23 protein-coding genes are annotated in these 25,338 nt (G+C 69.4%); 10 read left to right on the forward strand and 13 right to left on the reverse strand.

Going from position 1 to position 25,338, the window contains the following annotated elements; all coding sequences use genetic code 11:
* Positions 1–7: 7 nt before the first annotated feature.
* Genes BRO63_RS13700 through BRO63_RS13710 form a run of 3 tightly spaced genes read right to left on the reverse strand, consistent with a single transcriptional unit; the run spans position 8 to position 3,449 of the window.
* Positions 8–1,048, reverse strand: a complete 1,041-nt coding sequence (locus tag BRO63_RS13700) for a WD40/YVTN/BNR-like repeat-containing protein (RefSeq protein WP_088140328.1) — start codon at positions 1,046–1,048, stop codon at positions 8–10.
* A 30-nt stretch (positions 1,049–1,078) separates the two neighbouring features.
* Positions 1,079–1,873, reverse strand: coding sequence for an SDR family NAD(P)-dependent oxidoreductase (locus BRO63_RS13705; RefSeq protein ID WP_088140329.1), 795 nt, complete (start codon positions 1,871–1,873; stop codon positions 1,079–1,081).
* A 31-nt stretch (positions 1,874–1,904) separates the two neighbouring features.
* Positions 1,905–3,449 carry an acetolactate synthase large subunit gene (locus BRO63_RS13710; protein WP_088140330.1) on the reverse strand — a complete coding sequence of 515 codons (1,545 nt, stop codon included), beginning with the start codon at positions 3,447–3,449 and terminating at the stop codon, positions 1,905–1,907.
* Positions 3,450–3,668: 219 nt separating this feature from the next.
* Between BRO63_RS13710 and BRO63_RS13715 the strand changes: the two genes are divergently transcribed.
* Positions 3,669–4,433, forward strand: a complete 765-nt coding sequence (locus BRO63_RS13715) for an IclR family transcriptional regulator (RefSeq protein WP_256942906.1) — start codon at positions 3,669–3,671, stop codon at positions 4,431–4,433.
* 29 nt (positions 4,434–4,462) lie between these two features.
* A complete protein-coding gene (locus BRO63_RS13720) occupies positions 4,463–5,293 on the forward strand; it encodes a TlpA disulfide reductase family protein (protein ID WP_088140332.1) in 831 nt (276 codons plus the stop codon).
* Positions 5,294–5,305: 12 nt separating this feature from the next.
* On the opposite strand, the gene BRO63_RS13725 is transcribed toward BRO63_RS13720, so the two are convergent.
* The 4 genes from BRO63_RS13725 to BRO63_RS13740 are packed head-to-tail and all read right to left on the reverse strand — an operon-like array spanning position 5,306 to position 9,743.
* Positions 5,306–5,629, reverse strand: a complete 324-nt coding sequence (locus tag BRO63_RS13725; RefSeq protein ID WP_088140333.1) for a hypothetical protein — start codon at positions 5,627–5,629, stop codon at positions 5,306–5,308.
* Positions 5,626–6,774, reverse strand: a complete 1,149-nt coding sequence (locus tag BRO63_RS13730) for a thiolase family protein (protein WP_088140334.1) — start codon at positions 6,772–6,774, stop codon at positions 5,626–5,628. Before BRO63_RS13730 ends, BRO63_RS13725 begins: the two co-directional genes overlap by 4 nt.
* Positions 6,771–8,084, reverse strand: coding sequence for an MFS transporter (locus BRO63_RS13735; protein WP_059379722.1), 1,314 nt, complete (start codon positions 8,082–8,084; stop codon positions 6,771–6,773). The genes BRO63_RS13730 and BRO63_RS13735 overlap by 4 nt, the downstream gene beginning before the upstream one ends.
* A gap of 36 nt (positions 8,085–8,120) precedes the next feature.
* Positions 8,121–9,743 (reverse strand): ATP-dependent acyl-CoA ligase, encoded by a 1,623-nt coding sequence (locus BRO63_RS13740; RefSeq protein WP_256943311.1) that lies wholly within the window; start codon positions 9,741–9,743, stop codon positions 8,121–8,123.
* A gap of 80 nt (positions 9,744–9,823) precedes the next feature.
* Between BRO63_RS13740 and BRO63_RS13745 the strand changes: the two genes are divergently transcribed.
* Positions 9,824–10,723 (forward strand): LysR family transcriptional regulator, encoded by a 900-nt coding sequence (locus BRO63_RS13745; RefSeq protein ID WP_088140336.1) that lies wholly within the window; start codon positions 9,824–9,826, stop codon positions 10,721–10,723.
* 19 nt (positions 10,724–10,742) lie between these two features.
* On the opposite strand, the gene argC is transcribed toward BRO63_RS13745, so the two are convergent.
* The gene (argC, locus tag BRO63_RS13750; RefSeq protein ID WP_088140431.1) at positions 10,743–11,675 is read right to left on the reverse strand and encodes an N-acetyl-gamma-glutamyl-phosphate reductase; all 933 of its coding nucleotides are present in this window, start codon (positions 11,673–11,675) and stop codon (positions 10,743–10,745) included.
* Positions 11,676–11,805: 130 nt separating this feature from the next.
* Between argC and BRO63_RS13755 the strand changes: the two genes are divergently transcribed.
* A complete protein-coding gene (locus tag BRO63_RS13755) occupies positions 11,806–12,699 on the forward strand; it encodes a LysR family transcriptional regulator (protein ID WP_088140337.1) in 894 nt (297 codons plus the stop codon).
* Here the strand turns inward: BRO63_RS13755 and BRO63_RS13760 are convergent.
* On the reverse strand, positions 12,685–14,472 hold the full coding sequence (locus BRO63_RS13760) for a chloride channel protein (protein ID WP_088140338.1): 1,788 nt from the start codon (positions 14,470–14,472) through the stop codon (positions 12,685–12,687). The genes BRO63_RS13755 and BRO63_RS13760 overlap by 15 nt on opposite strands.
* Positions 14,473–14,552: 80 nt before the next feature.
* Here BRO63_RS13760 and BRO63_RS13765 point away from each other — a divergent pair, with 80 nt between their 5' ends.
* The 6 genes from BRO63_RS13765 (at position 14,553) to BRO63_RS13790 (ending at position 20,426) form a co-directional block, all read left to right on the forward strand.
* On the forward strand, positions 14,553–15,005 hold the full coding sequence (locus BRO63_RS13765) for a MarR family winged helix-turn-helix transcriptional regulator (RefSeq protein ID WP_088140339.1): 453 nt from the start codon (positions 14,553–14,555) through the stop codon (positions 15,003–15,005).
* Positions 15,006–15,097: 92 nt separating this feature from the next.
* A complete protein-coding gene (locus BRO63_RS13770; RefSeq protein ID WP_373557776.1) occupies positions 15,098–16,258 on the forward strand; it encodes an HPP family protein in 1,161 nt (386 codons plus the stop codon).
* A 63-nt stretch (positions 16,259–16,321) separates the two neighbouring features.
* Complete coding sequence (locus tag BRO63_RS13775) at positions 16,322–17,755, forward strand: sensor histidine kinase (RefSeq protein WP_088140340.1); 1,434 nt, start codon at positions 16,322–16,324, stop codon at positions 17,753–17,755.
* 17 nt (positions 17,756–17,772) lie between these two features.
* Positions 17,773–18,381, forward strand: a complete 609-nt coding sequence (locus tag BRO63_RS13780; protein WP_373557777.1) for a response regulator transcription factor — start codon at positions 17,773–17,775, stop codon at positions 18,379–18,381.
* A gap of 120 nt (positions 18,382–18,501) precedes the next feature.
* Positions 18,502–18,987 carry a GlcG/HbpS family heme-binding protein gene (locus BRO63_RS13785; RefSeq protein ID WP_088140342.1) on the forward strand — a complete coding sequence of 162 codons (486 nt, stop codon included), beginning with the start codon at positions 18,502–18,504 and terminating at the stop codon, positions 18,985–18,987.
* 65 nt (positions 18,988–19,052) lie between these two features.
* A complete protein-coding gene (locus BRO63_RS13790) occupies positions 19,053–20,426 on the forward strand; it encodes a 3-deoxy-D-arabino-heptulosonate 7-phosphate synthase (RefSeq protein ID WP_088140343.1) in 1,374 nt (457 codons plus the stop codon).
* A gap of 25 nt (positions 20,427–20,451) precedes the next feature.
* Here BRO63_RS13790 and BRO63_RS13795 read toward each other — a convergent pair whose 3' ends face one another.
* The 4 genes from BRO63_RS13795 to metC all read right to left on the reverse strand — a co-directional run bounded on the left by BRO63_RS13795 (position 20,452) and on the right by metC (position 25,304).
* Complete coding sequence (locus tag BRO63_RS13795; protein WP_256943302.1) at positions 20,452–22,596, reverse strand: rhodanese-like domain-containing protein; 2,145 nt, start codon at positions 22,594–22,596, stop codon at positions 20,452–20,454.
* 82 nt (positions 22,597–22,678) lie between these two features.
* Positions 22,679–23,608, reverse strand: coding sequence for a CysB family HTH-type transcriptional regulator (locus BRO63_RS13800; protein ID WP_088140345.1), 930 nt, complete (start codon positions 23,606–23,608; stop codon positions 22,679–22,681).
* Positions 23,609–23,616: 8 nt separating this feature from the next.
* A complete protein-coding gene (locus tag BRO63_RS13805) occupies positions 23,617–23,967 on the reverse strand; it encodes a hypothetical protein (protein ID WP_088140346.1) in 351 nt (116 codons plus the stop codon).
* A gap of 122 nt (positions 23,968–24,089) precedes the next feature.
* Complete coding sequence (gene metC / locus BRO63_RS13810; protein ID WP_088140347.1) at positions 24,090–25,304, reverse strand: cystathionine beta-lyase; 1,215 nt, start codon at positions 25,302–25,304, stop codon at positions 24,090–24,092.
* Positions 25,305–25,338 lie beyond the last annotated feature (34 nt).

The following is a 25,338-nucleotide window of genomic DNA, read 5'->3' on the forward strand; positions in this document are numbered from 1 at the left end:
CGGGTTGTCAGTTGATGGATTGGGGATGCGCGGTCACGGGCGCGGCGTACGGCGTCCAGGCCACGGCGGTGATTTCGCTGAAGTCGCGCCATTCCTTGAACCAGCTGCGGCCGCCGTCGGTGGAGCGGAACAAATGGCCGTACTTGGTGCCGGCGAACGCCAGCCGCGGGTCGGCGGCGTGCACGCCGAAGGCCCAGAAGGTGGAATTGGGCGGCGTGTGCAGCAGCGCCGGCTGCCAGTTGCGGCCGCGGTCGGACGAACGGTAGATCCTGCTGCGCGTGCCGGGCGTGCCGTCGCCGATGGCCAGCAGCAGCGTGTCGGGATCGTCCGGCAGCGCCTGCACCGTGCGGGTGTAGTACATGCCGTCAAAGCGCGACTTGGAGGCCACGCCGTCCCAGCGCCGGCCGTCCTCGCTCAGGTAGACGGAGTTCACGGTCAGAACCATGGCGGCCTTGGACGCGCTGGCCGTGGCCGGCAGCACCGCCACACAATGGATGTCGGGGTTGGCGATGGCATCGGCATTGCCTTCTTCGTCCTGGCGCGACCAGCTATCGCCGCCATCTCGGCTGTGCCAAAGGCCCCCTTCCTCGACCCCGAACCAGACTTCGCGGCCGTCGTCGGGGTCGACGCAGACTGACAGGATGCGCGGGCGGTTCACGCCGCGGCAGAATTCCGGCAGTTCGGGCGACAGGCGTTGCCAGCTGGCGCCGCCGTCCACCGAACGGAACATGGCCGCGCGCGACGGCGCGCCGGTGCCCGCATACATGCGCCGCGGGTCTGTCGGGTCGATGGCCATGGCCCAGACGGTCATGCCGTTCATGGGGCTGTCCACCCGCGTGAAATGCGCGCCGCCGTCGGTGCTGACGCACATGCCGGCGTCGGCGCCGGCGAACACGCGGCGCGGATCGGCCGGGTCCACGGCCAGGCTGCGCACCGTGCCGTCGAACTCGATGGCTTCCTTCAGCCCCAGGCGGTGCCAGGTGGCGCCGTCGTCCACGCTGCGCAGTATTCCTTGGCCGGCCGTGCCGACCAGTATCGTGCCTTGCATATCCAGACTCCCCGAATGAGGTTCAGCGGTTCAAAGAAAAATGCCGCGCGTGATGCCGCCGTCCACCCCCAGCGATTCGCCGGTGATGGCCCCTGCCCGCGGCGACGCCAGGAACAGCACCGCGTCGGCGATCTCGGCCGGCTGCAGCACCCGGCGTATGGGCGTGGCCTTGGCATAGTTGGCCTCGACCTGGGCGGGAGTCAGCCCCTGCTTGGCGGCTTCTTTTTCGTACAGTTCATGGATGTGGGGCGTCTCGACCACGCCCGGATGGATCACGTTGACCGTGATGCCGTGCGGACCCAATTGGTCCGACAGCGTCTTGGTCATGTGGCAGATGGCCACGTTGCGCATGCCCGAGAGCTGCTTGCTGCCGCGCCCGGTCAGCCCGCCGATGTTGACGATGCGGCCAAAGCCGCCCTGGCGCATGTGCGGCGCGGCCGCCTTGGCGCAGCGCATGTAGCCCACCACCTTGATGTTGATGTCTTCCAGCAGGCCCTCGGGATCGGCCTCGTCGATCTCGCTGCGCACCAGGCCGCCCGGGTGGGCAGCGCCGTTGACCAGGATGTCGATGCGGCCGAAGTGTTCGGCCACGCGCCGCATCATGGCGTTGACCTGGGCCGTGTCCGACACGTCGGCCGCCACGCCCAGCACTTCCACCCCCGTGGCGCGGGTGATTTCAGCCGCCACTTCGTCCAGCTGCGCCTGGCGGCGCGCCACGATGGCCACGCGCACGCCCTCGGCCGCCAGCGCTTCGGTCACCGCCCGCCCGATGCCCAGGCTGCCGCCCGTGACCACCGCGACCTTCCCCTTGAGTTGCAAGTCCATGCTTTGATGCTCCTTGTATATATGGCGGCGCCTACAGCGCCATCTCGATCAGGACCGGTCCCGGCTGGCGCAGCGCGGATTCCAGCTGCGCGGCCAGTTCTTCAGAGGTCGCGGCGCGGCTGGCCTGCACCCCGTAGCTGGAAGCCAGCCCCACCCAGTCGATGCGCGGGCGGTCCAGCGCGGTCAGTTCGGCGGCGCGTTCGCCCAGCACGGCGTTGCCGCGGCGCAGCTCGTTGCGCAGAATCGCGTACTGGTGGTTGGCGGCGATCAGCACCGTGACCGGCAGGTTTTCATGCGCCAGCGACCACAGCGCCTGGATCGTGTATTGGGTGCTGCCGTCGGACAGCACCGCCACCACGCGTCGCTGCGGGCAGGCGATGGCGGCGCCCATGGCGACCGGTAAGCCCTGGCCGATGGCGCCGCCGGTATTGGTCAGCACGGTGTGCGGCGCGGCGCCGGCGGACGCGGCATACAGCGGATAGCCGCAGGTGCCGCCTTCGACCGAGACGATGGCGTCTGCGGGCAAGGCCCGTGCCACCACGGCGGCGATGGATTGCGGCGTCAAGGCGCCTGGTGCAGGCTCGGGCAGCGGCGCGGCGGCGGATTCGAAGGCCGGCGCGCCCGCCAATTCGGCCAGCGCTTCCAGGCGCGAGGCCGCGTCCTGGCCGGGAGCCGCCAGTTCCAGCAGGCGTTCCGCCGGCACCAGACGGCTGGGATGGCCGGCATAGCCAAAGTAGGTAACGGGCGGCAGTGCCCCAACAAGCACCACCAGATCGGCGGCGTCCAGCGCGGCGCGCGCGGGTTCAGGAAAGTACGGCAGCCGGTCGAAGTCCGGCAGGCCCTGCCCGCGTTCCGATCTGGCAGGAAAGGTTTCGGCGTAAGCCTTACCGCCCAGCGCCGCGCACAGGCGCGCGGCGGCAATCTGCGCGCGGCCTCCCAGGCCGCTGGCGGGACCGCCCCCGCCCAGCAGGAACAGCGGCTTTTGCGCGCGGCTCAGGCGCTGCCATGCGGCGGCGGCGTCGAAGGTCTCGGGCTGCGCAGCAGCCTCGGCGGCAGCGTCCGCCGAATCCGGCGTCACGCTTTCCGCCTGGAAGTCGGCGGGAAAGATCAGCGTCGCGCCCTGGCCGCCATCGGCCAGGCTGGCCCGCACGGCGGCGCACGCAGCGCCGGCGGCGTCCTGGGCGGACGCGATGCGCTCCACCCAGCCGGACACTGGGCGCGCCAGCGACTCGATGTCGGAAGTCAGGGGCGCGTCGCATTCCAGGTGCCAGCTGGCGTGGTCGCCGATGATGTTGACGATGGGGGTGCGGGCGCGCCGAGCATTGTGCAGATTGGCGATGCCATTGGCGAAGCCCGGCCCCAGATGCAGCAGCGTCGCGGCCGGCTTGCCCGCCAAGCGGCCATAGCCGTCGGCCGCGCCGGTGCAGACGTTCTCCTGCAGGCCGACCACGCAGCGCATGCCGCGCACCTCCTCCATCGCACGCACCAGATCCAGCTCGGTGGTGCCGGGATTGGCGAAACAGACTTCCACGCCCTGCTTGCGCAGAGCCTCCAGCAAGGCACTAGCTCCGGTCATGATTACCGCCTCCTTTTTTTGCTACTTTATCGTAATTTGATAAATGTGCAATTTCTTTTGGCGGATTGATGTCTGATAATTTATTAGAATTATCTATTTGATAGATCTGCAGGAAAGTCCTATGCACACGCGTGCGCGCCGCGCGCGGCGGGGCGATTTGCCAATACGCGCCCCTTGGTGCACCCTCGCAGCACGTCTGCCTTCCCACGCCTCACACACATGAACAGTCTTCGCCGCATGCTCGATGTCCTGGACCTCTTTCAGCCCGACCGGCCGGTCCTGGACGTAGACGCCATCTGCCAGTTGCAGGGCTACGCGCCCGCCACCGCCTACCGCTACGTGCGCGAGCTGTGCGCCTGCGGCTTGCTGGTGCGCCTGCCCGCCGGCTACGCGCTGGGTCCGCGCATCATCGCGCTGGACCTGCAGATGCGGGAGTACGACCCCATGCTGACGGTCAGCCGCGACCTGATCGAGGAACTGTCCGGCCAGACCGGGCTGGACGTGCTGCTGAGCGCGCGCTACGACGACAAGGTGATCAACGTGCACCAGCAGGCGGGGCGCAATACCCAGGCCCTGAACTTCGGCCGCGGCCGGCACATGCCGCTGCTGCGCAGCGCGACCGCCCGCGTGATCCTGGCCAATCTGGGGCCGCGCCAGTTGCGCCGCGTCTACGACGAGCACGCCGATGCGCCCGACATGCAGCGGCTGGGGCAGGACTGGAAGTCTTTTTCCCGGGCCATGCTGCAAGTGCGCAAGGCCGGCTATTGCATCTCGTCGGGCGAACTGGATTCCGGCAAGACCGGGATCGCCGCGCCTATCTTCGATGAAGAGAACCATGTGCTGGGCAGCATCACGCTCATCGGCATGCAGGACGCCTTCGCGGCCTTCCGCGAGGACTACCTGGCCGGCCTGGTCTGCCGCGCTGCCACCGAAATCACCCGCCGCATCGCCCAGGCGCCGGCCAAGCTGCAGCAAGCGGCCTGATCCCCGCCGCGCCAGTTCCAGGTTCACGCATGACACCCGCTATCCGCATCGGTCCCCTCGTCTTTCCCTCGGACCTGCTGGTCCTCATCGTTGCCGCCGCCGTCGGGCTGCTGGCCGCCAGGTTGCTGACCCGCAGGCAGCAGTCCCGGCCCGACACCGGCACGGTGTTGTGGCGCGCGCTCATCATCGGCCTGGTGGTTGCCCGGCTCGGCTTCGTCTGGCAGTTCCAGGACCACTTCATCGAGAATCCGCTCCGGATCCTGGACCTGCGCGATGGCGGCTGGGCCGGCATGGCCGGGCTTGCCGCGGCATGGCTCTACACGCTGTACGCGGCCTTGCGCCGCCAGGCGCCGCGGCCCGCGCTGCTGGGCGCGCTGGCGTTGGCCAGCGCGGTCTGGATAGGCGGCGGCCGCTGGCTGGCGCCCGCGCCGCAGGCCCAGCCCGAACTGGCCGCGCTGGCCTTGCGCCAGCTGGACGGCGCGCCCGCGGCGCTCGCGGCCTACCAGGGCAAGCCCACCGTCATCAATCTGTGGGCGAGCTGGTGTCCGCCCTGCCGCCGCGAAATGCCCGCCTTCGCCGCGGCGCAAGCGGCGCATCCCGACGTGAATTTCGTCTTCCTGAACCAGGCCGAAGCGCCGCCGGACGTCACGGCGTTCCTGGCGCAGCACGCGCCGTCGCTGCGCAACGTGCTGCTCGATCCCGCAGGCGCGGCCTCGCGCCAGATGAGCAACCGCGGCTTGCCCGCCACGCTGTTCCTGGACGCCCAGGGACGGCTGGTGGACCTGCGCGTGGGCGAGCTGTCGGCGGCTTCGCTGGCACAGCGCCTGGAGGCGATCCAGGCGCCGGCCAGCGGCGATTGAGGCGTGGACGTTTCAGATCTGCGGTTCTGCCGCGACGCGGGCCCAAGGCAAAGGCTGCCCGTCCATATCGCGTTCGAATAGCCACAAACGCTGGCCCGCATGGGTGGGCGGCTCTTCCAGCCGCACGACCAGGACCGGTCCTGCGGGCAGCGCCCGGACCGTGGCGATGATTGCGGCAGGCGCGCCGTCCCGCGACGGCAACTCGGTCCAGGCCTGCAACTCCGCCTGCTCCACCGCCGCCGCGCGCGCCTGACCATGGCCGCAAGCCGGGCACCACAGCCGCAGGGGATAGACCAGATGGCCGCAGCTGCAACATAGGCTGACGTCGACGCTCATGCTTCCTCCCGCGCCAGCACGGCCGCATTGGCGCACATGCCGTAACGCAGCTGCACCATGCCGTAGCCGGTAGCCACGCCGTGGCGCGCGCCGCGCACCTGCCTTTCCCCGGCCTGCCCCAGCAACTGGCGGACCACTTCGACCAGGCCATGCATGCCGCCGGCCGTGCCCGCCTGCCCGGCGGACAACTGGCCGCCCGCTGTGTTGACCGGCAAGTCGCGGGTGGCCAGGCGGCGCGCGATGAAGCCCGGCAGATCGTCCTCGCGGGCCAAGCCCAGATCGCAGAGCTGCGCCAGCGCCATGGCGGGATAGTCGTCGTAGACGCTGAGTACATCCATATCCTGCGGTCCCAGGCCCGCGCCCTGCCAGAGCGCTGGCGCAAACGCCGCGATGCCGGTCTGCAATCCGTCGCCTTCCTGCTGGTCGCCGTTGTAACGCGCATCGCTGGCCAGCAGCCGCACGTTGACTCCCGCCGGACGCGCGCTCAGCACCAGCGCGCAAGCGCCGCTGACCACCGGCACGCAATCCAGGCGTCCCAGCGGCGGCGCGACCATGGGCGCGGCCAGGTATTGCGCCAGGCTCATGGGCTCGCGATACGCCGCGTTGGGGTTGCCTGCCGCCCATAGCCGCTGCGCGACGCACAGCGCGCCATAGTCTTCCCGCGTGAGGCCGGTATGCGCCATCTGCCGTTGCGTGAGCATGGCGAACAAGGGATTCGGCCCCTCGCAGCCCAGGGGGCTGAGATAGTCCTGCGCGCTGCGGTTGTAGCCGCGCACCAGCCCCGCGAAATCGGCGCCCGTGAAGTGGTCTCCCGCGACCAGCACGATGGTCTCGGCCTGGCCGGCCTGCAACGCCAGCCACGCCTGGCGCAGCAGATTGATGGCGCTGGCGCCGCCCATTTCGTCCTGCATGCACCAGTTCAACCGCAGTCCCAGCCGCCACGCCAGATCGATCGCGCGGTCGGGCCGCAAGGTGAAGGACGCCACGCCCAGCCCGTCCACACGGCCTGGCGTCAACCCCGCGCTGCCCAGTGCCTGGGCGATGGCGTCGGCCATCAGGCCGGCCGTGCTGATCTCGGGGCCGGGATGGCGCAGCGCAGGCGTTTCACCCACGCCGACGATGCCCGGGCCGCGCGCCGCGCTCATGCCGATTCCTGCCGCGGCGGTTCGCGCGTCAGCAGCAAGGTCAACACCGTGACCGCGGCCATCCCTACCAGGAACCACGCCACCGGCGTTGCCGATTCATACTTGCGCAGCAGCGCCATGGCGATCAGCGGCGACAGGCCGCCGGCGAAAACAGAAGCCAGTTCATGCCCCAGCGCCAGTCCGGTATAGCGGACTTCCGCGGGAAACAGTTCGGCGAAGTACGCCGGCTGGGTGCCGATCATCGCGGCGTGGCAGACCGTGTTGCCCAGGAAGAAGGCCAGGAATATCCACACAGGTTCCTTGGTCTGCACCAGCCAGAAGAACGGGAACGCTACCAGCACCAGGCCGGCCGAACCGATCAGGTACACCGTGCGCCGGCCGATGCGGTCGGACAGGTGGCCGAACCAGACCAGCGTGCCCAGCTCGATGAACATGGACACCAGCACGCCTCCCAGCATGACGTCGTTGGGGATGCCCAGGAACTTGCCATAGGCCAGCGCAAACGCCAGGAAGATGTACGAACCGCCGTTCTCGGCCACGCGCAGCCCCATCGCGGTAAAGACCTGGCGCGGATAGCGGCGGAACACTTCGACTGCCGGCATGCCGCGCTTGGCGGTCTTGGCGGCTTGCACGAACTCATCGCTTTCCGGGATGTGCTTGCGGATGTAAAGGCCCACGCCGAAGATCAGCACGCTCAAGAGAAACGGCAGGCGCCAGCCCCAGCTCATGAAGGCTTCCTGCGGCAGCTGCTGCGCCAGCATGAAGACGCCCGAGGACAGCACGAAGCCGCCCGCCACGCCCAACTGGCTGAAGGACGAAAAGTAGCCGCGGCGCTTGCCTCCGACCGCCTCGCTGATCAGCAGCACGCCGCCGCCCCACTCTCCGCCCGCGGCCGCGCCTTGCAGGATACGCAGCACCACCATGGCTACCGGCGCCCAGAAACCAACTTGGTCATAGGTGGGCAACAGCCCGATCAGGAAAGTCGCGGCCCCCATCAGGCCCAGGGTCCATTCCAGCGCCAGCTTGCGGCCGTAGCGGTCGCCGATATGGCCGAAAATCACGCCGCCCAGCGGCCGCGCCAGAAAGCCGACGGCAAAGCCGGCAAACGCCCCCATGGTGCCCAGCAGCGGGTCGGTGCCCTTGGGAAAGAACAGTTCGCCGAACACCAGCGCCGCCGCCGTGCCGTAGATGAAGAAGTCATACCATTCCATCGCGTTGCCCGCGACGGACGCCATCACCACGCGCCGCGTGCGCTTTCTGCGCGCGTCGTCGCCAGCGGCCGCGGCCGCCCCCTTGTATGCCATCGTCATTGCCGCCCCTAGTCTGTTTGAAAGAACCTGCGGCGCTCAGCGCGCCACGCGATAGCCGACGGCGTCCCGGTCCCAGGCGTCGCCGGTGATACCCTCGTCCCGCAAATGGAACTTGCGGATCTTGCCGTTCTCGGTGCGCGGCAAATCGTCCAGCACGCGCAGATAGCGCGGCACGGCGAAATACGGCATGCGAGGCTGGCAGAAATCCAGCAGCGTCTCGGGCGCAATGGCTTGTCCGGCCTTGTAGACCAGCGCCGCCATGACCTCGTCCTCGGCCAGATCGGAACGCACCGCATAGACTGCCACCGCGGCAACCGCCGGATGCGCCAGCAGCACCTGCTCCACCTCGTACGAGGAAATGTTCTCGCCGCGTCGGCGGATGGCGTCCTTCGTGCGGTCCAGGAAGCGGAAATAGCCGTCCGCATCGCGCACCACCCGGTCGCCCGTGTGGAACCAGAGGTTGCGCCAGGCTTGCACCGTCTTGTCGTCCATGCCGAAATAGCCGGTGGCGATGGCGTACGGCTCGTGGGCACGCAGCAGCAGCTCGCCCGGCGTGCCGTCGGGCACCGCCGCGTCATGTTCGTCGGCCGCCATCGCGTCGAATTCAGGCGCGGCGCGCCCCATCGTGCCCGGGCGCTGTTCGGCCAGCGTGCCGCCCAACGCGAAATTGGTTTCGGTGGAGCCGTAGCCTTCCAGCAGCGCGATGCCGGTGCGTTCGGCGAACGCCGCATGGAAACGTTCGGGAACTCCCGGCGCCAGCGCAATGCGCGCACGGTGGCGCCGTTCGGCCGCGGCAGGCGCTTGCGCCAGCAGCATGGGCACCATGGCGCCCAGCAGATAGGTCACCGTGGCGCCCGTAGCCTCAAGGCGATCGAAATAACGGCTGGCCGAGAAGCGCTCGTCGCAGATGATGGTCGCGCCCGTGACCAGCGCCTGGAAGCAGGCGTTCAGGGCATTGGTATGGAACAGCGGCAGGCTCGTGTAGAGCACGTCGCTCTCGGCGATTTCCAGATTGCGCGCGGCGATCCTGCCCCACCAATAGAACTGCGCGTGCGGACAGCACACGCCTTTGGACAGGCCGGACGTGCCCGAGGTGTACAGGATGGCCAGCGTATCTCCCGGACCGACGTCGGCCGCCGGCGGCAGCGGCGTGTCCGGCACGGGCGGTGGCGGACACGCGCGCACCGGCAGCGCGTCGGCGTTGCCGTCCAGCAGCCAGATGCGGTTCAAGGCCAGGGACTGCATGTCCAGCGCAGCCAGCGCCGGACAGGACGCGGCGTCGGCCACCAGCAAGCGGCAACCGCTGTTGGCCAGGATGTGCTGCAGCTGCATGCCGCGCGACGCCGTGTTGATGGGCACGACCACCGCGCCCAGCCAGCCGCAGCCCAGCACGATGGACAGGAATTCATGGCGGTTGCCGGCCATCAGCCCGACCCGGTCGCCGCGGGCGACGCCGGCCGAAGCCAGGCGCGCGGCCCAGGCCGCCGCATGCCCGGGCGCGTCGCCGTAGCGCAGCGCGCCGCCCGGCGCCTGTACCCATGTGCGCTCGCCCCATCGGGCGCCCTGCTCCAGCAACAACGACGGCAGTGTCAACGCATGCATGGCGGTGCTTCCCCTGTGTTGCGGCCATCGGCAAGCGTTGCCCCAGCCCTTTGAAATTAATCTAGGAATCAACTATTTATATGTCAAATTTATGGCTATTATTTATCTTATAAATCAGGCTGATATAAGAGGCGTGCATGGAATTCGACCTGAACCTCATGCGGGTTTTCCTGACCGTGCTGCACGAGCGCAGCGTCACGCGCGCGGCGCAGCGCCTGAACCTGACGCAGCCCGCCGTGAGCTATGCGCTGGCGCGTCTGCGCGAAAAATTCGACGATCCCCTGTTTGTGCGCACGGCCTCCGGCATGCAACCCACGCCGGTCGCGTTTGCCCTGGCCGAACCCATAGAGCGCGGCATGAACAGCTTCGCCGAAGCCGTCAACCTGCGGCAGCGCTTCGAGCCGGCCAGCAGCACCCGCCGCTTTCGCCTGTCCATGTCCGATATCGGTGAAATGGTGTTCCTGCCGTCGCTGATGGAACGCGTGCACGCCCTGGCGCCGCGCCTGCAGGTGGAAGTATTGGAGATCCCGCTGGAACGGCTGCCGCAGGCGCTAAAAGACGGCGAGGTCGATCTCGCCATCGGCAACCTGGCCGGGCTGGGCAGCGAAACCTGCCACGCCGAACTGTTCAGCGAACGCTACACCTGCATGGGCAGGCGCGGCCATCCGGTGTTGTCGGCGGGCCTGACGCGCAGCCAGTACAAGCGCCTGGACCACATCCTGGTGGCCTCGCGCGCCAGCGCGCACCGCTTGCTGGACGATGTGCTGAGCGAAGCCGGCCTGCCGCGCAGGCCGTATCTGACCTTGCCGCATTTCTCGGCGGCGGCCGAGATCGTGCGGCGCACCGATCTCACCATGACGCTGCCGCTGCGGGCCGCGATCTGGTTCAACCACGACGACGCGTTCCAGATACGCCCGCTGCCCATCGCCCTGCCGCCGCTGTCCGTGACCGTGCATTGGCACGCCCGCTTCGAAAGCGACCCGGGCACCGTCTGGCTGCGCCGCCTGGTGGTGGAGACGCTGGCGGACCCGGCCTGAGCCCGCGCGGGCGCGGCGCTTATCGCATCGCGGCCAGCATCAGGTCCAGGTTCTGCACCGCCGCGCCCGACGCACCCTTGCCCAGGTTGTCGAACACCGCCGTCAACAGCACCTGGCCGTGTTGCGCATTGCCGTAGACGGCCAGACGCAGATCGTTGGTGCCGTAAAGCGCCTGCGGATCCAGGTGCGTATGGGCGGCCGCGTCCTGCGGCGCCACGACCTGCACATGCCTTGCGCCCTCGTAGTGCTGCTGCAGGCAGGCGTGCAGGCGCTCCATGTCCACGCCCGCCGGCAGCAGGCGCAGCTGCAGCGGCACGCTCAGGACGATGCCCTGGCGGTAGGCGCCATAGGCCGGTACGAACACCGGCCGCTGCGTCAGGCCCGCATGCCGTTCGATCTCGGGCGTGTGCTTGTGCGCCAGGCCCAGGCCGTAGAGCTGGAACGCCGGTCCCGGCGCGCCGTCCGCGGCTTCATAGGCGTCCACCGCCGCGCGCCCGCCGCCCGAATAGCCGGACACGGCGTGTACGACCAACGGATAGTCGGCCGGCACCAGCCCGGCCCGTACCAGCGGCCCCAGCAACGCGACCGCGCCCGTCGGATAGCAGCCGGGGTTGCTGACGCGCCGCGCCTGGGCGATCAGCCCGGCCTGCTCCGCGTTCATTTCCGGAAAACCATAGACCCAGCCCGGCGCCGTGCGGTGGGCGGAACTGGCGTCTATCACCCGGACCGCGGGATTGACGATGGAAGCGGCGGCCTGGCGCGCCGGCTCATCGGGCAGGCAGAGGATGGCGATATCGCAGCCGTTGATCGCCTGCGCGCGGCGCTGCGGGTCCTTGCGTTCGGCCTCGGGCAGCGTCAATAGCCGCAGATCCGTGCGCCCGTGCAGGCGTTCGTGGATCTGCAGGCCGGTGGTGCCCTGGTCGCCGTCGATGAAAACTAAAGGTTGGGTCATGGCGCTTGCGTCCTGGATCAAAGGGGCGCCGGAAGGTTCCGGGCGCAGGACTCCATCATCGGCCGGACTGCTAGATAACAAAAGTCGAATATCATGACTATCCAATTCAGCTTTCCTGAACGAAACCGACATGCGTGAAATCAGCCTGGACCGCCTGCGCACCCTGGTTGCCATCGCCGACCTGGGCTCGTTCGCCGACGCGGCGCGCGCCCTGCATCTGGCCCCGCCCACCGTCAGCCTGCACGTGGCCGACCTGGAGGCGCGCATCGGCGCGCCGCTGCTCACGCGCAAGCGCGGCCAGGTCCGCTCCACCGCCATCGGCGAAACCCTGCTGGAACGCGCGCGCCGGCTGCTGGCCGATGCCGACCAGGCGCTGGACGATGTGCAGCGGCAGGTACAGGGCTTGTCCGGGCGCGTGCGGCTGGGCGCCTCCACCGGCGCCATCGCCCATCTGCTGCCGCAGGCCCTGGAAACGCTGGGGCGCAACCATCCCGGCATCGACGTGCAGGTGGCCGTGCTGACGTCGCAGGAAACCTTGCTGCGCCTGGCCGACGGCTCGCTGGACCTGGGCCTGGTGGCCCTGCCCCAGCCGCCGCTGGAAGGCCTGGTGCTGCGCCCCTGGCGGCGCGACCCGGTCATGGCCTTCCTGCCCGCCAGCTGGAAAGCGCCCGCGCGCCTGACGCCGGCCTGGCTGGCCGAACGGCCGCTGATCCTGAACGATGCCAGCACGCGGCTCTCGCGCCTGACGGGCGAATGGTTCGCCGCCGCCGGCCTGAACCCGCGCGCCCGCATCCAGCTGAACTACAACGACGCCATCAAGAGCCTGGTGGCCGCGGGCTACGGCGCCACGCTGCTGCCGCACGAGGCCACCGCGCCGCAGCCGGATCCGCGCATCGAGATGCGCGTGCTGCGGCCAGCCCTTTGGCGCCCGCTGGGTATCGCGCACCGCGCCGGGCAAGTCGAGCAAGCCACCCGGCATGTGCTGGACGTGTTGTGGGAGCTGCGCGCCTCACCTGCCCGCTGAGGGCGTGCGGCGGAAATACGCGGTGCGCTGGCTTTCCTCGCGCAGCCGGCGCGCGCGCGAACGGAACAGGTCCTTGCGCCCCACGATGCCCACCAGCCGGCCGTTGGCCCGGTCCAGGATGGGCACGCGGCCCGCGCCGGTCAGGGCCATGCGGTCGGCGATCTGGCTGGCCAGTTCCTCGGGATGGCCGTACACCAGGTCGCGGCCTTGCAGGGCCTCACCCAGCGTGCGCCCGGTCTGCTCGTCGTCGATGGCCCAGGCCAGCGTGTCGGCGCGCGTGACTTCGCCGACCACCACGCCTTCGGCATCCAGCACGGGATAGCTGGTGTGCACCGGCTGCGCCGTCGTGAAATGCGCAATGGCCTGCGCCACGGTCCAGTCGGCCGGCAGGGTCTGGACCGGCGTGGTCATTACCTGGCTGACCCGCAGCAGGTCGAAGGGATCCACGCGGTACTCGCGGCTGATGTGGTGGCCGCGCCGCGCGATCTTCTCGGTCAGGATGGAGCGCTTGAGCAGCAGCACCGTCATCCCATACGCGAACACGCAGGCCGACAGCACCGGCAGCAGCGCGCCCATGTCGCCGGTCAGCTCCACCGCGAACAGGGTCGCGGTCAGCGGCGCGCGCATGGTGCCGCCCATCATCGCCGCCATGCCCAGCAGCGCCCAGAAGCCCGGATCGGCCTGCGGCAACAGCGGCGTGGCCAGCGCGCCCAGCGCGCCGCCGAATATCAGCAGCGGCGCCAGCACGCCGCCCGAAGTCCCCGAACCCAGCGCCACGGACCAAATCACGACCTTGACCGCCAGAAGCAGCAGCACGGCCTGGAAAGCCAGGTCGCCCGCCAGCAAATGGCGGATGTTGTCATAGCCCACGCCCAGCGCCGCCGGCTCGATCAGGCCGCCCAGGCCAATGACCAGGCCGCCAAAGGCCGGCCACCACATCCAATGCAGCGGCAGTTTCTCGAACAGGTCCTCGGCCGCATAGACCATGGAGGTCAGCACGCCCGATCCCAGCCCGGCCAGCACGCCCACGGCGGCGCAGGCCAGCAGATGCGCGGGTGTGAACGTCAGCGAACCGGCATACGCGAATATCGGCCCGCCATCCAGCATGAAGGCGCGCGTGGCCGCGGCCACCAGCGCGGCCATCGCCACGGGCAGGAAGCTGCGCGGCTTCCATTCGAACAGCAACAGTTCCACCGCCAGCAGCACCGCCGCCAATGGCGTGGCGAAGATGGCCGTCATGCCCGCGGCGGCACCGGCCACCAGCAGGGTCTTGCGCTCGCCGTCGTCCAGGTGGATGGTCTGCGCCAGCAGGGAGCCGATGGCGCCGCCCGTCATGATGATGGGGCCCTCGGCCCCGAACGGGCCGCCCGTGCCGATGGAGATGGCGGACGACACCGGCTTCAACACCGCTACCTTGGGCTGGATGCGGCTCTTGCCGATCAGGATGGCCTCCATCGCCTCCGGAATCCCGTGGCCGCGGATCTTTTCCGAACCGTAGCGCGCCATGAGGCCGATGATGAGGCAGCCCACCACCGGAATGGCGACGGAAGCCAGGCCCAGGTGGCCTGTCGTGATGGGCTGGTCCTCGAACGAGAACTGATGGTGGTAGGCCAGATTGGTGCACAGCGCGATCAGGCGCAGCAAGGCCCAGGCCGCGGCCACGCTGGCCAGGCCGACCGGAACGGCCAGGCCCATGAGCAGGACGACGCGCTTGTCCGTGGTGAAGTCGCCCAGACGCAGCGCGGCCCGGGCGGAGGAAGAAGTGGGAGGCATGTTCGAAGAGGGGAAGAATTGCGCAGGGATTTGCGAAACGTCATATATATCGTATCACGACATATATTAGAATCGATCGGGTGAAACCGCCCTCGCCCCCACCCCAGCTGACCGCCACGGACTACGAGCTCCTGGCCGACTTCCGCTATGCGCTGCGCCGCTTTGCCGCCTTCAGCGAAAACGCCGCCGCCGGACTGGACCTGATGCCGCAGCAGCACCAGGCCCTGCTCGCGATCAAAGGCACCCGCAAGAACGCCCCCGGCCGCCGCGGCCTGTACGTGGGCGAAATCGCCGAACGCCTCCTGATCCGGCCCCACACGGCCGCCGAACTGGTGGGCCGGCTGGCGCGCCTGGACCTGGTCAGCCGCGAAGCCGATCCCGAGGACGGCCGCCGCGTCGAGGTGGTGCTGACCGCCCGCGCCGAACGCATGCTCGAAGACCTGTCGGCCTCGCATCTGGAAGAACTGCGCGCCATGCGCCCGCTGCTCACGCGCCTGCTCACGCGCATCGGCGACGAATCCGGCAACGCCTGATCCACGCTCTGCTGCATAAGCTTATGCAGCGCAGCTTTGCCTCGCGTGATAAATTGTCGCCCCGCGACATATCGATGCGCGAGGAGATCGTTTTGGGTGTAGCAATCAAGCGCTGGCTGGGCTCGTTCGCGCCAGCGCCGGTGGGCGTCAACGGACGCGAGAAGCTCTACGGCGTGCTGGGCGCGCTGCTTGGCCTGTTCTGCACGGAATGGGTGGGCCGCCACGCGCTGGGCGACGCCAGCCCCTGGTTCATCGCCCCCATGGGCGCGTCCGCCGTGCTGCTGTTCGCCGCCCCCGCCAGTCCGCTCGCCCAGCCCTGGTCCATCATGGCCGGCAATCTGGTCTCGGCCCTGATCGGCGTCTTCTGCGCCCAGTTCATCCCCGTGCCCGGCGTGGCCGCCGCCGTGGCGGTGGCGCTGGCCATCGGCGCCATGTTCTCGTTGCGCTGCCTGCATCCGCCCAGCGGCGCGGTGGCGCTGACCGCGGTGCTGGGCGGCCCCGCGGTCGCCAGCCTGGGTTACGGCTTCGCGCTCTGGCCCGTGGCGCTGAACTCCGCCATCCTGCTGTGCATCGCGGTCGTCTTCAATGGCGCGCTCAAGCGCAACTACCCGCGCCGCCACGCCGACCCGGCCGCGGGCCACAACACCCGCGACCTCGCGCCCAGCGCCCGCCTGGGCTTCAGCCTGGCCGACCTGGACGACGCGCTCACGCAGCGCGGCGAGCTGCTGGACATCAGCAAGGAAGACCTGGAAGAAATCGTCCTGGCCGCGGAAATGCGCGCCAGCGTGCGCCGCTTCGGCGACGTGCATTGCGCCGACATCATGTCGCGCGACGTGGTCGCGGTGCAGGCGCAGGACCCGCTGGACTACGCCGTGCGCCTGTTCGACAAGCATCGCCTGCAGGCCCTGCCGGTGCTGGATTCGGCCGGCCGCTACGCCGGCATGGTCAGCCAGGGCGACGTGCTGGCGCGCCGGACCCGGCTGGCCGCCGTCGCCGTCGACGCGGATGCCGCGCCCGACCTGCTGGTGGCCGACTGCATGCGCAGCGAAGTCCCCTTCGCCACCCCGGGCCTGCCCGTCATCGAACTGGCGCGCCCCATGTCGGACAGCCTGCATTGCGTGCCGGTGCTGGATGAAGCGCGCAACCTGGTCGGACTGGTGACGCAATCGGACCTGGTGGCGGCGCTGTACCAGATCGCGCTCGCGGCCAGTTCGCAGGCGCCGGACCCGGACGCCCAGAAGCTGGCGGCCTGAGCGCCAGCCCTCCGTAGCCCTACGGATTCCTGCCCGCACCGGCCGCAAGGCATAATTTCAGGCGTGAATCCCCTATCGCGCGCTCGCGCCTTCTTCTGCTGGCTGGTCCTGTTCGCCCTTGGCGCCTTCTGGATCGGGCGGCAGGACTATGTGGACCAGTACGAACGCTTCACCCAGAGCACCAGCGTGGCGCAGCGCATGCTGAGCCAGAAGACGGTGCAGCATGAAGCCGTGCTGGCGACCCTGGCCGCCCTGTCCCATCCCCCCGCGCCGGAACGTTTGTATCCCAGCCTGCGGCCGGCCATGCCGCAACTGCTGGGGCTGGGCTACCTGCCTGGCGGCGCTTGGAGCGGCAGCATGGCGGAACCTCCCGGCCTCGCGGCCGCCGTCGAACGCGCGCGCGGCCTGGCCCGGCCGGTGACGCTGCCCGTGGACAGCGCCCGCTATTGGCTGGTGGCGCCTTCCGGCTGGAGCCTGCTGCTGGACGCCAGCCAACTGATTCCGGCGGCCGATTTTCCTCCCGGGCTGGCCAACCTGACCCTGACCGTGGACCAGACGCCGCTACCCCTCCTGGACAAGCAGCCCGATGCCGCCGTCCTCGGCTGGCCCCTGGCCCTGCAAAAGCCGCTGGGCGCGGCCAGCCAGCCCTTCCAGATGCGCAGCACGCGCAAGCTGACCCCAGGCGTCTGGCCCTGGGCCACCTGGCTGGCCTGGGGCCTGGCCAGCGCGCTGCTGGTGGCCGGCGCCGCGGCCTGGCAGCGCTCGCGCGCCCAAGCCCGCCGCCAACGGGAACAACTACGCCTGGGCGCCATGGCGCGCCTGAGCACGCTGGGCGAAATGGCCGCCGGCATCGCCCACGAACTGAACCAGCCGCTGACCGCCATCCTGGCCCAGACCCGCGCCGCCGAGCGGCTGCTGGACGACGAAGACGAACGCCCCGCGGTGCGCCACGCGCTGTTGGCCAGCGCCGAACAGGCCAAGCGCGCGGCCGACATCATCAGCCGCATGCGCGCCCTGGTGCAGCCCAGTTCGCCCACCCGGCGCGTGGCGCTGGATCCCGACGCGCTGGTGGCGTCGCTGCGCTTTCTGCGCGAAGCGGAACTGGCGCGGCTGGGCATACGGCTGAGCTGGCACAACGCCAGCCCCGGCGTGCGTCCGCTGGGCGACCGCGTGGCCCTGGAGCAGATCCTGCACAACCTGGTGCAGAACGCCGCCGACGCGCTGGCCGACGTTGCCGGGCCGCGCCAGATCTCGCTGGAGGGCCGCGCCGACGGCGACGACTACCTGTTCAGCGTCAGCGACACCGGCCCCGGCATCGCCGCCGACGCGCTGCCGCGCCTGTTCGCTCCCTTCTACACCACGCGGCCGCAAGGCATGGGCCTGGGACTGGCGCTGTGCGAAACGCTGGCCGGCTCAATGGACGGCCGCATCGCCGTGCGCAATCTCAGTCCGGCAGGCGCTTGCTTCACGATAAGCCTGCCGCACGCCGCCGCATGACGACGCAGGAATCTCCCATGTTCGAACAATCCCCGCTGGTCTATCTGGTCGATGACGACGACGCCGTGCGCGACGGCCTGGCGCTGCTGCTGCGCAGCGTCGGCCTGCGCAGCGAGGGCCACGGCGATCCGCTGGCCTTCCTGGCCCAGCTGCATCCGCAGGCCATCGGCTGCGTGGTCCTGGACATCCGCATGCCCGGCATCAGCGGCCTGGACGTGCTGAGCCGGCTGGCCGAGCAATCCGACCTGCCCGTGGTCATGCTGACCGGCCACGCCAACGTGGACCTGTGCCGCCGCGCGTTCAAGGGCGGCGCCATGGAGTTCCTGCAAAAGCCCGTGGACGACGACGTCTTCCTGGACGCCGTGCAGGCGGCCGTGCGCACCCACATCGCCAGCCGCGAGAGGCTCGCCGTGACCCAGGCCGCGCAGGAACGGCTGGACAAGTTGTCCGGGCGCGAGCGCGACGTGCTGGAACGCATCGTCCAGGGCCTGAGCAACAAGGAGATCGCGCGCGAGTTCGACCTGTCGCCGCGCACCGTGGAAACCTACCGCGCCAACGTCTTCGCCAAGCTGGAAGCGGACAACCTGGCCGGGCTGATCCGCGAGTATGCGGGGCTGCTGGGCTAGGACTTGCGCAGGCACCCTCCGTAGCCCTACGGAGGCCCCAGCGTAGCCGACCGAATACCGCCGATCGGCCGTCCTCTTTAATCTGTCTGTTCCTGTCACCGACCCACAAAGGACCCAGACATGTCGCCCAAATTCATCGCTTTCGCCGCCCTGTTCGCCTGCGCTGGCGCCGCCAACGCCGCCGTGCTCAACGAGAGCAACCTGTCCATGGCCGACGCGCAGAAGCTGGCCACGGACACCGTCGCCGCCTGCCAGGCCAAGGGCTACAACGTGAGCGCCTCGGTGGTGGACCGCGCCGGCCTGCTCAAGGCCTTCGCCCGCGCCGACAATGCCGGCCCGCACACCGTCGAGGCCAGCCGCGCCAAGGCATACACCGCCGCATCGGCCAAGACCCCGACGCTGACGATGCTGGAGAACGTCCAGAAGAACCCGGCCGCGGCCACCCTGACCGATATTCCGGGCTTCCTGGTGCTGGGCGGCGGCGTTCCCGTCAAGGCCGGCTCGGCCGTGATCGGCGCCATCGGCGTGGCGGGCGCCCCCGGTGGCAACCTCGACGCGCAATGCGCCGACACCGCCTTGCAAGAGAACGCCGCGCTGTTCAAGTAAGCCGCTGCCGGCCTGGGCGCGGCGCGTTTGCCGCGCCGGCGGCATCGCGGTAGGCTTGGGGCGCCATGCCCCAGCCGCCCTCCCTCTCCCTGCTCGCCGCCATCCTGCGCCGCACCGCCCGGCGCTATCGCGTGCCGGCCATTTCACAGATACCTACCGAGGGCGCCATGCCCGCGACCGCGCTGGCCATCGCCATCGAACAGGCGCGCCAGTCGCTCGAAGCCGGCGCCGCGCCGCCGACCGCGGTCAAACAGGCCTTTCTCGACGCGCTAGCACGCCTGATCCGCGACGCCTTGCGCGAGTCCGACGGCGATCCCGTGTTCCAGGCGATGCTGCTGCGGCACCGCCTGCCGCTCGTGCGCGAATATGCCTCCCTGGCCGCGCGCGCCGCCCAGGACCGCCGCGAGATCATCGCCGCCGCCAACGCCATCGCCCATCCCGCAAAGCTTGAACGCATGGCCGCAGGCCCCGCACGCGACGCGATGGCCGCCTTGCAAGCGGCGGCGGCTTCCGAGTCCTGGACGGCGCTGCCCGAAGCCGCGCGCCAGCTTCTCGGTTTGTCCGCTGACGCCCAGCCGGCCTCCGCCGCTCTCGACCGTCTGCTCGCCAGCCCCGCGCTGGATCATCTGCAACGCCTGGACGTCCTGACCGCCGACAGCGACGTGCGCCGCTACCGCGCCTTGTGGGAACAGCAAGGCCCGCGCCCGGGCAGCGCCACCGCCCTGGCCGAAGGCAACGCCTCGCGGTTGCGCGGCGACGCCGTCGAGGCGCAGGCGCTGCAGGCGCTCCAGGCCCTGGCGCACCGTCTCAATGACGCCGATGGCAGCCAGGCCTACCAGGCCGTGTCGTCCATGCGCGTACCGCCTTCGATGCCCGCCAACGCCGACCGCGCCAAGACCGAGTGGGATGCCGCGCTGCTACGCCGGGCCGAAGGCGATGGCGGGCCGCCGGCCTGGGATCTGTGCCTGCTGCTCGAAGCCAAGGCCTCGGCCGACGCAGCCGCCACCGACTTCCCGCGGCTGTTGCGCGGGCTGCGCCTGCTGGCGCAGGCCGATCCCCAGACCGACTACGCCTTCAGTACACGCCAGGGGCAGTTCCCCCTGCGCGGCGCGACGCTGCGCGCGTTGCCCGCCGAAGGCCCGCGGCTCGATACCACCGTGCTCTATATCTGCGACGGCCCGGCCGACGCGATCCCGCGCCTGCTCAGCGCCGCCAGCCGCATGCAGCTGCTGTCCGCGCCGCCCAGCCTGGAATACGCCGGCCTGCTGACGCAGGGCCTGGCCCCAGCCCCCGATACCTTGGACCCCGTCTGGCAACAGCTGCTGCAATCGGCCCAATGGGCCGGCGTGCTGCAGCAGTACCCGACGCTATGCGAGGCGCGCGAACTGATGGCGCACCCGGATGACCTGATGGCCGCGATCGAAGGCGCCGCACGCTGAAGCCTGCGCCCGCTGGCCGATCCGCTCACTCCCGCGCGATCAACCGGAAATCCTGGCTGCCTTCGCGCTCCAGCTGCGCCACCAGCCCCAGTTCCCAGTCCAGATAGTCCCGGAAGCCCTGATCCCGCGCAGCCAGGTCGTCCAACAGATAGGGGCTGATGCTCTGGTCGTCGTCCGCGGTCAGCACGCCTTGCGCGCCGCGCGCCAGTTCCAGGCCCTGTTCCTTCCAGGCGCGGGTGCCGCCCAGCAGGTAGCGCACCGGCCGCTGGCTGCGCCACGCCAGCTCGGCCGCCACGACGCTTGCCAGCACGCCGTCGGCGGAGGTCAGCACGATCGTCCGGTCCCGGTCTTCGGGCAGGAACTCGGCCAGGCGATCGGGCGCGGTGTAACGGGAGCCCGGCACGTGGCCGCGCTCGTATGCAACCCGGGAATCCACGTCGAACAGCACGGCTTCGCCGCGCTCCAGCGCGGTCCGCAATGCATCCGGCCGCAGCGCGGGCGCATCCGGGCGGTGGCGCAGCACGCGCCGCGGCTCCGGCCCACCCTGCAACGCAGCCGATGCCACGGGCCGGTACAGATAGACCTCGACCGCGCCCAGCTGGGCCAGCCAGGCGCCGGTGGTCAGGGCACGCACGCCGTCCCAATCCGCCAGCACCACGCGGGCGCGGCGCGTGGCCAGGTACTCGTCCGTGGCCTGCACCAGTTGGCCGCCGGGGGCCCAGCGCCAGCCCTCCAGATGGCCAGTCTCGTATTCCTCGCGGGTGCGGACATCGAACTTGTAGAGCGTGCGCACGCCCTGTTCCGCCTCGAAAGCCTGCAAGGCGGCGGTATCGATATGCGCGATGCCCGCGCGGCGCGCCACATCGGCCGCCTGCTGGCGGGCCGCGCTCAATGCCTGGCCTTCGGGTTCGGGCAGCGCGGCATGCCTGCCATAGGCCAATTCGCGGCCCGACAACAGCCATTCCATGGTGCCGTTGTGCAGCGACGCGACACGGTTGGGTATGCCGGCGTCGATCAGCGTCTGCGCGCCGACGATGCTGCGGGTGCGTCCCGCACAGTTCACCACCACAAAGGTCGCCGGGTCCGGCGCCAGCTCTCGGATGCGATAGACCAGTTCCGCACCCGGCAGGCTGTGCGCGAAGGGCAGCGTGAAATTGTGGAATTCCTCGGGCGTGCGGCTGTCCACCACCACGATGTCGTCGCCGCGCGCCACGCGCTCATCCAGTTCGTCCACGTCGATCCAGGGCGTGCGCTTTTCGTGCTCGATGACTTCGCCGAAGGCCTTGCTGGGCACGTTGGTGCCGGAGAATACCTCGCGCCCTTCCCGCTCCCACGCGTCCGTCCCGCCCGCCAACACCGAAATGTTGGTCCAGCCCAGACGCGCCAGCTTGGCCGCCGCCAGGTGCGCCAGCGTCTCGTCGTCATCCACCAGCACGATGCGTGCGTCGCGGCGCGGCGCCAGCCTGTCGATCAGCAGTTCCAGGCGCCACAAGGGCGCGGGCACGGCGTGCAGCAGATGGCGGCGCGCGTGGCGACCAGCCTCGCGCACGTCGAGCAAGGCGATCTCGCCCGAGCCGCGCAGTTCATCCTGCAGCGCCTGCGCGGAGATGCGCGCATGGTAGATCGCCGCAGGCGGCGAGAATGTGCGGTAGGTGCCGCCCGCCGTGCTTTCGAACACCACGCGGCCATGCAGGCGGTCCAGCGCCAATCCATAGAAATGCAGGTGCGCGCCCGGCTCGTCGTCCACCAGTTCGATGGTGTGCACGTCCGCCGGACCCAGCACGATGGAGCTGCCCGGCTGCACATCCACGCGCTGGACATGGGTCAGCACGTCGCGCAAGGGATCGACGCTGCGTTCGCGCGCATAGACCTCGTTGCGCTCATTGCCTTGCACGCCGGCGATGATGGCCCAGGTCGTGTGGTCATGCGGCGGCTGGGCCTTGCCCGGCTCGCCCAGCGACAGGTACAAGGCATGGCCGCCATCCAGGTCCTCTGCCAGCCGGTAGATGGCGGTCGGCCTGCCCGGCACCACCGCGAACGCTTCCGCCGGGAACAGCTCGCGGCGGCGTCCCAGCGCTTCCAGCAGCGTCGCCACTTCGGCCAATTGTTCGCGCGTGGCGCTGGCGCCGTCGGGCGCCAGCCGCCGCGCCTGGGCGATGAACTCGCGCACGGCCTGTGCGCGGCGCCGCGGCGGGAACGAAGGGATGCAACTAAGGATATGCGCAGGACGACGACTCGGCCAGCCTCCTGCCTCAACCTTCGCCCTTGAGTTCGCGTTCGACGATCTCGCGCGTCAAGGTCGGCACGAACATCTCGACGAAATGGAAGGCGTAGCCGCGCAGCCATGCGCCGCGCCGTATCGCCAGCCGCGTCAGGTTGATTTCGAACAAATGGCGGGCGTCGATGGCGCACAGGCGCGTGTCGCGTTCGGCGTCCCAGGCCACCGAGGCCACGATGCCCAGGCCCAGCCCCAGCTCCACATAGGTCTTGATCACGTCCGCGTCCATCGCCGTCATGACGATGTCGGGCGTGATGCCGGCCCGCGCGAAGGCCTCGTCGATATGCGCCCGGCCCGTGTAGCCGCGCCCATAGGTGATGATGGGATGACGCGACAGCTGCGACAGCGTCACCCCGTCCTGCTGCCGCTCCAGCGGATGTCCGCGAGGCACGATGATGCTGTGGCTCCAGCGGTAGCAAGGCAGGTTGATGAGGCCCGGATAGTCGGCCACCGCTTCCGTCGCCACGCCGATGTCGGCCTCGCCTTCCAGCAGCATCTCCGAAACCTGCCTGGGCGAGCCTTGATGCAGATGCAGCACTACGTCGGGATAGCGTTCGCGGAACTCCTTGATGACGGGCGGCAAGGCGTAGCGCGCCTGTGAATGAGTGGCCGCAATGGAGAGCACGCCCGTCCGGCTGTCCGCGTACTCCGCGCCCGCGTGACGGATGTTGTCCGCGCATTGCAGTATCTGCTCCACCAGGGGCAGGATCAGTTCGCCGGGCGGGGTCAGGCCGATGAGCCGCTTGCCCGAGCGCACGAAGATATCCACGCCCACCTCTTCCTCGAGTTCGCGGATCTGCCGGCTGACGCCGGGCTGCGAGGTATGCAGGCTCTCGGACACGTCGGTCAGGTTGAAGTCCTGCCGCACGGCTTCGCGCACGGAGCGCAATTGCTGGAAGTTCATCGCGCGCCTCAGCCCAGGAATGCCAGCTGATTGCCGGACGGATCTTTCACGTACATCACGCGCGGCTCGGCGTCGGGCAAGGAACAGACCGGATGGTGTCCCGCCAGGCGCAGCCGTGCCAGGATGTCGTCATAGGCGCCGGTCTTGAGGGCCAGGTAGTCGGGCTTCACTTCCCGGCTGACTTCCTCCACGGGAGACAGCGACAAGGTCGCCTCACCCAGCGCGAACAGCAGCCGCTGGCCGCCAGCCCCGGCCATTTCGTCCAGGCCGATGATGTGACTATAGAACTCGCGTACCGCTTCCTGCCGCTGCACAAGAAATGGAAGCTGTACCGATCCGATGGAAAGAATAGTGGACATGCCCTGCCGCCTATCATGGAACAGGGCAAATTCTAGTGGTCGCGGGTACTGGCGGACAAAGAGGTAAACGTTGCTTCTACATAGCCGGAAACCCTAAAGAAAACCGCTTATTTGCATATGCATCAGGCGCTGCGCCGCAGCGCCTCGCGCGTGGCCCCAAAGGCGCGCTCCAGGTCGCCTATCAGGTCCAACGGGCTTTCCAGGCCGATGTGCAGGCGCACCACCGATTGCGCCTCGGGGCCGTCCCGCCACAGACTGTGCTCGGCCAGGCGCTCGGGCGCGGCCTCCAACGCCAGGCTCTCGTAACCGCCCCAGGACGCGCCGATGGAGAAATAGCGCAAGGCATCGATGAAGCGCGCGGCGGCGGCTGCATCGGAGTGGCGGAAAGCGAACGACACCAGGCCGCTGGCGCCGCTGAAATCCCGCCGCCACAGCGCATGGCCGGGGTCCTGCGCCAACGCGGGGTAATAGACTTTGGCGACGTCCTCATGCCGCGCCAGGTACTCGGCCACGGCCAGCGCGTTTTCATGATGGCGCGCCAATCGTACGTCCAGCGTACGCAGGCCGCGCAAGGTCAGGTAGGCGTCGTCCGCGCCCACCGACAGGCCCAGGGCGTCATGGGTCGCGCCCAGCTGCCTGGCCAGCTCAGGACTGTCCACGGTGACCACGCCCATCATCACGTCGGAATGCCCTGCCAGATACTTGGTGGCTGCCTGGATGGAAATGTGCGCGCCCAGCGCCAGCGGCTGATAGTACAGGCCGCCGCTCCAGGTATTGTCCGCCGCCACCAGCACGCCATGCCGCCGCGCCACCGCGGCAAGCGCCGGCAGGTCCTGCACCTCGTACAGGAGCGAGCTGGGCGATTCCAGGTACAGCAGCCGCGTGTTCGGACGGATCAGCGGCTCCAGGTCGTCGCGCGCGACAGAAAAATACTCCACCTCGATTCCGTAACGCTGCAACAGCGCGCGGTCCACCTTGCGCACCGGCGAATAGACGCTGTCAGCCACCAAGGCGTGCTCGCCCGGCGCCAGGGTCGCCAGCAGCGTCAGCACAATGGCCGAGAGGCCCGACGGCGCCAGCACGGTGCGATGGCCGCCCTCCAGCGACGCCACCGCCTCTTCCAGCGCCTGATGGGTGTCCAGACCATGGCGGCCATAGGTCGCCACGCGCTCGCCCGCCGCGCGCTGCCGGCCCAGGGCCGCCTGCGCGGCGGTGTCGGCAAAGCGCACGGTGCTGGTGCGCACCACCGGTACGTTCACCGGACCGGAACCCTGCTTCAAGCTGGGCGATCCGGCATGCACCAACCGGGTCTGGACGCGGGCATCTGCCAGGCTCATGCGGGCACCTCGTTGCGGTCGGGAATCAGGGATA

The sequence above is a fragment of the Achromobacter xylosoxidans genome, assembly GCF_002192695.1.
GTDB classification, from domain to species: domain Bacteria; phylum Pseudomonadota; class Gammaproteobacteria; order Burkholderiales; family Burkholderiaceae_B; genus Achromobacter; species Achromobacter xylosoxidans_C.

Coding starts and splice junctions, on each gene's coding strand:
- BRO63_RS13735 (WP_059379722.1), bottom strand. CDS start 8,084: ATGACGATGGCATACAAGGGGGCGGCCGCGGCCGCTGGCGACGACGCG.
- BRO63_RS13785 (WP_088140342.1), top strand. CDS start 18,502: ATGTCGCCCAAATTCATCGCTTTCGCCGCCCTGTTCGCCTGCGCTGGC.
- BRO63_RS13780 (WP_373557777.1), top strand. CDS start 17,773: ATGTTCGAACAATCCCCGCTGGTCTATCTGGTCGATGACGACGACGCC.
- metC (WP_088140347.1), bottom strand. CDS start 25,304: ATGAGCCTGGCAGATGCCCGCGTCCAGACCCGGTTGGTGCATGCCGGA.
- BRO63_RS13725 (WP_088140333.1), bottom strand. CDS start 5,629: ATGAGCGTCGACGTCAGCCTATGTTGCAGCTGCGGCCATCTGGTCTAT.
- BRO63_RS13705 (WP_088140329.1), bottom strand. CDS start 1,873: ATGGACTTGCAACTCAAGGGGAAGGTCGCGGTGGTCACGGGCGGCAGC.
- argC (WP_088140431.1), bottom strand. CDS start 11,675: ATGACCCAACCTTTAGTTTTCATCGACGGCGACCAGGGCACCACCGGC.
- BRO63_RS13730 (WP_088140334.1), bottom strand. CDS start 6,774: ATGAGCGCGGCGCGCGGCCCGGGCATCGTCGGCGTGGGTGAAACGCCT.
- BRO63_RS13760 (WP_088140338.1), bottom strand. CDS start 14,472: ATGCCTCCCACTTCTTCCTCCGCCCGGGCCGCGCTGCGTCTGGGCGAC.
- BRO63_RS13755 (WP_088140337.1), top strand. CDS start 11,806: ATGCGTGAAATCAGCCTGGACCGCCTGCGCACCCTGGTTGCCATCGCC.
- BRO63_RS13700 (WP_088140328.1), bottom strand. CDS start 1,048: ATGCAAGGCACGATACTGGTCGGCACGGCCGGCCAAGGAATACTGCGC.
- BRO63_RS13805 (WP_088140346.1), bottom strand. CDS start 23,967: ATGTCCACTATTCTTTCCATCGGATCGGTACAGCTTCCATTTCTTGTG.
- BRO63_RS13800 (WP_088140345.1), bottom strand. CDS start 23,608: ATGAACTTCCAGCAATTGCGCTCCGTGCGCGAAGCCGTGCGGCAGGAC.
- BRO63_RS13745 (WP_088140336.1), top strand. CDS start 9,824: ATGGAATTCGACCTGAACCTCATGCGGGTTTTCCTGACCGTGCTGCAC.
- BRO63_RS13715 (WP_256942906.1), top strand. CDS start 3,669: ATGAACAGTCTTCGCCGCATGCTCGATGTCCTGGACCTCTTTCAGCCC.
- BRO63_RS13710 (WP_088140330.1), bottom strand. CDS start 3,449: ATGACCGGAGCTAGTGCCTTGCTGGAGGCTCTGCGCAAGCAGGGCGTG.
- BRO63_RS13720 (WP_088140332.1), top strand. CDS start 4,463: ATGACACCCGCTATCCGCATCGGTCCCCTCGTCTTTCCCTCGGACCTG.
- BRO63_RS13790 (WP_088140343.1), top strand. CDS start 19,053: ATGCCCCAGCCGCCCTCCCTCTCCCTGCTCGCCGCCATCCTGCGCCGC.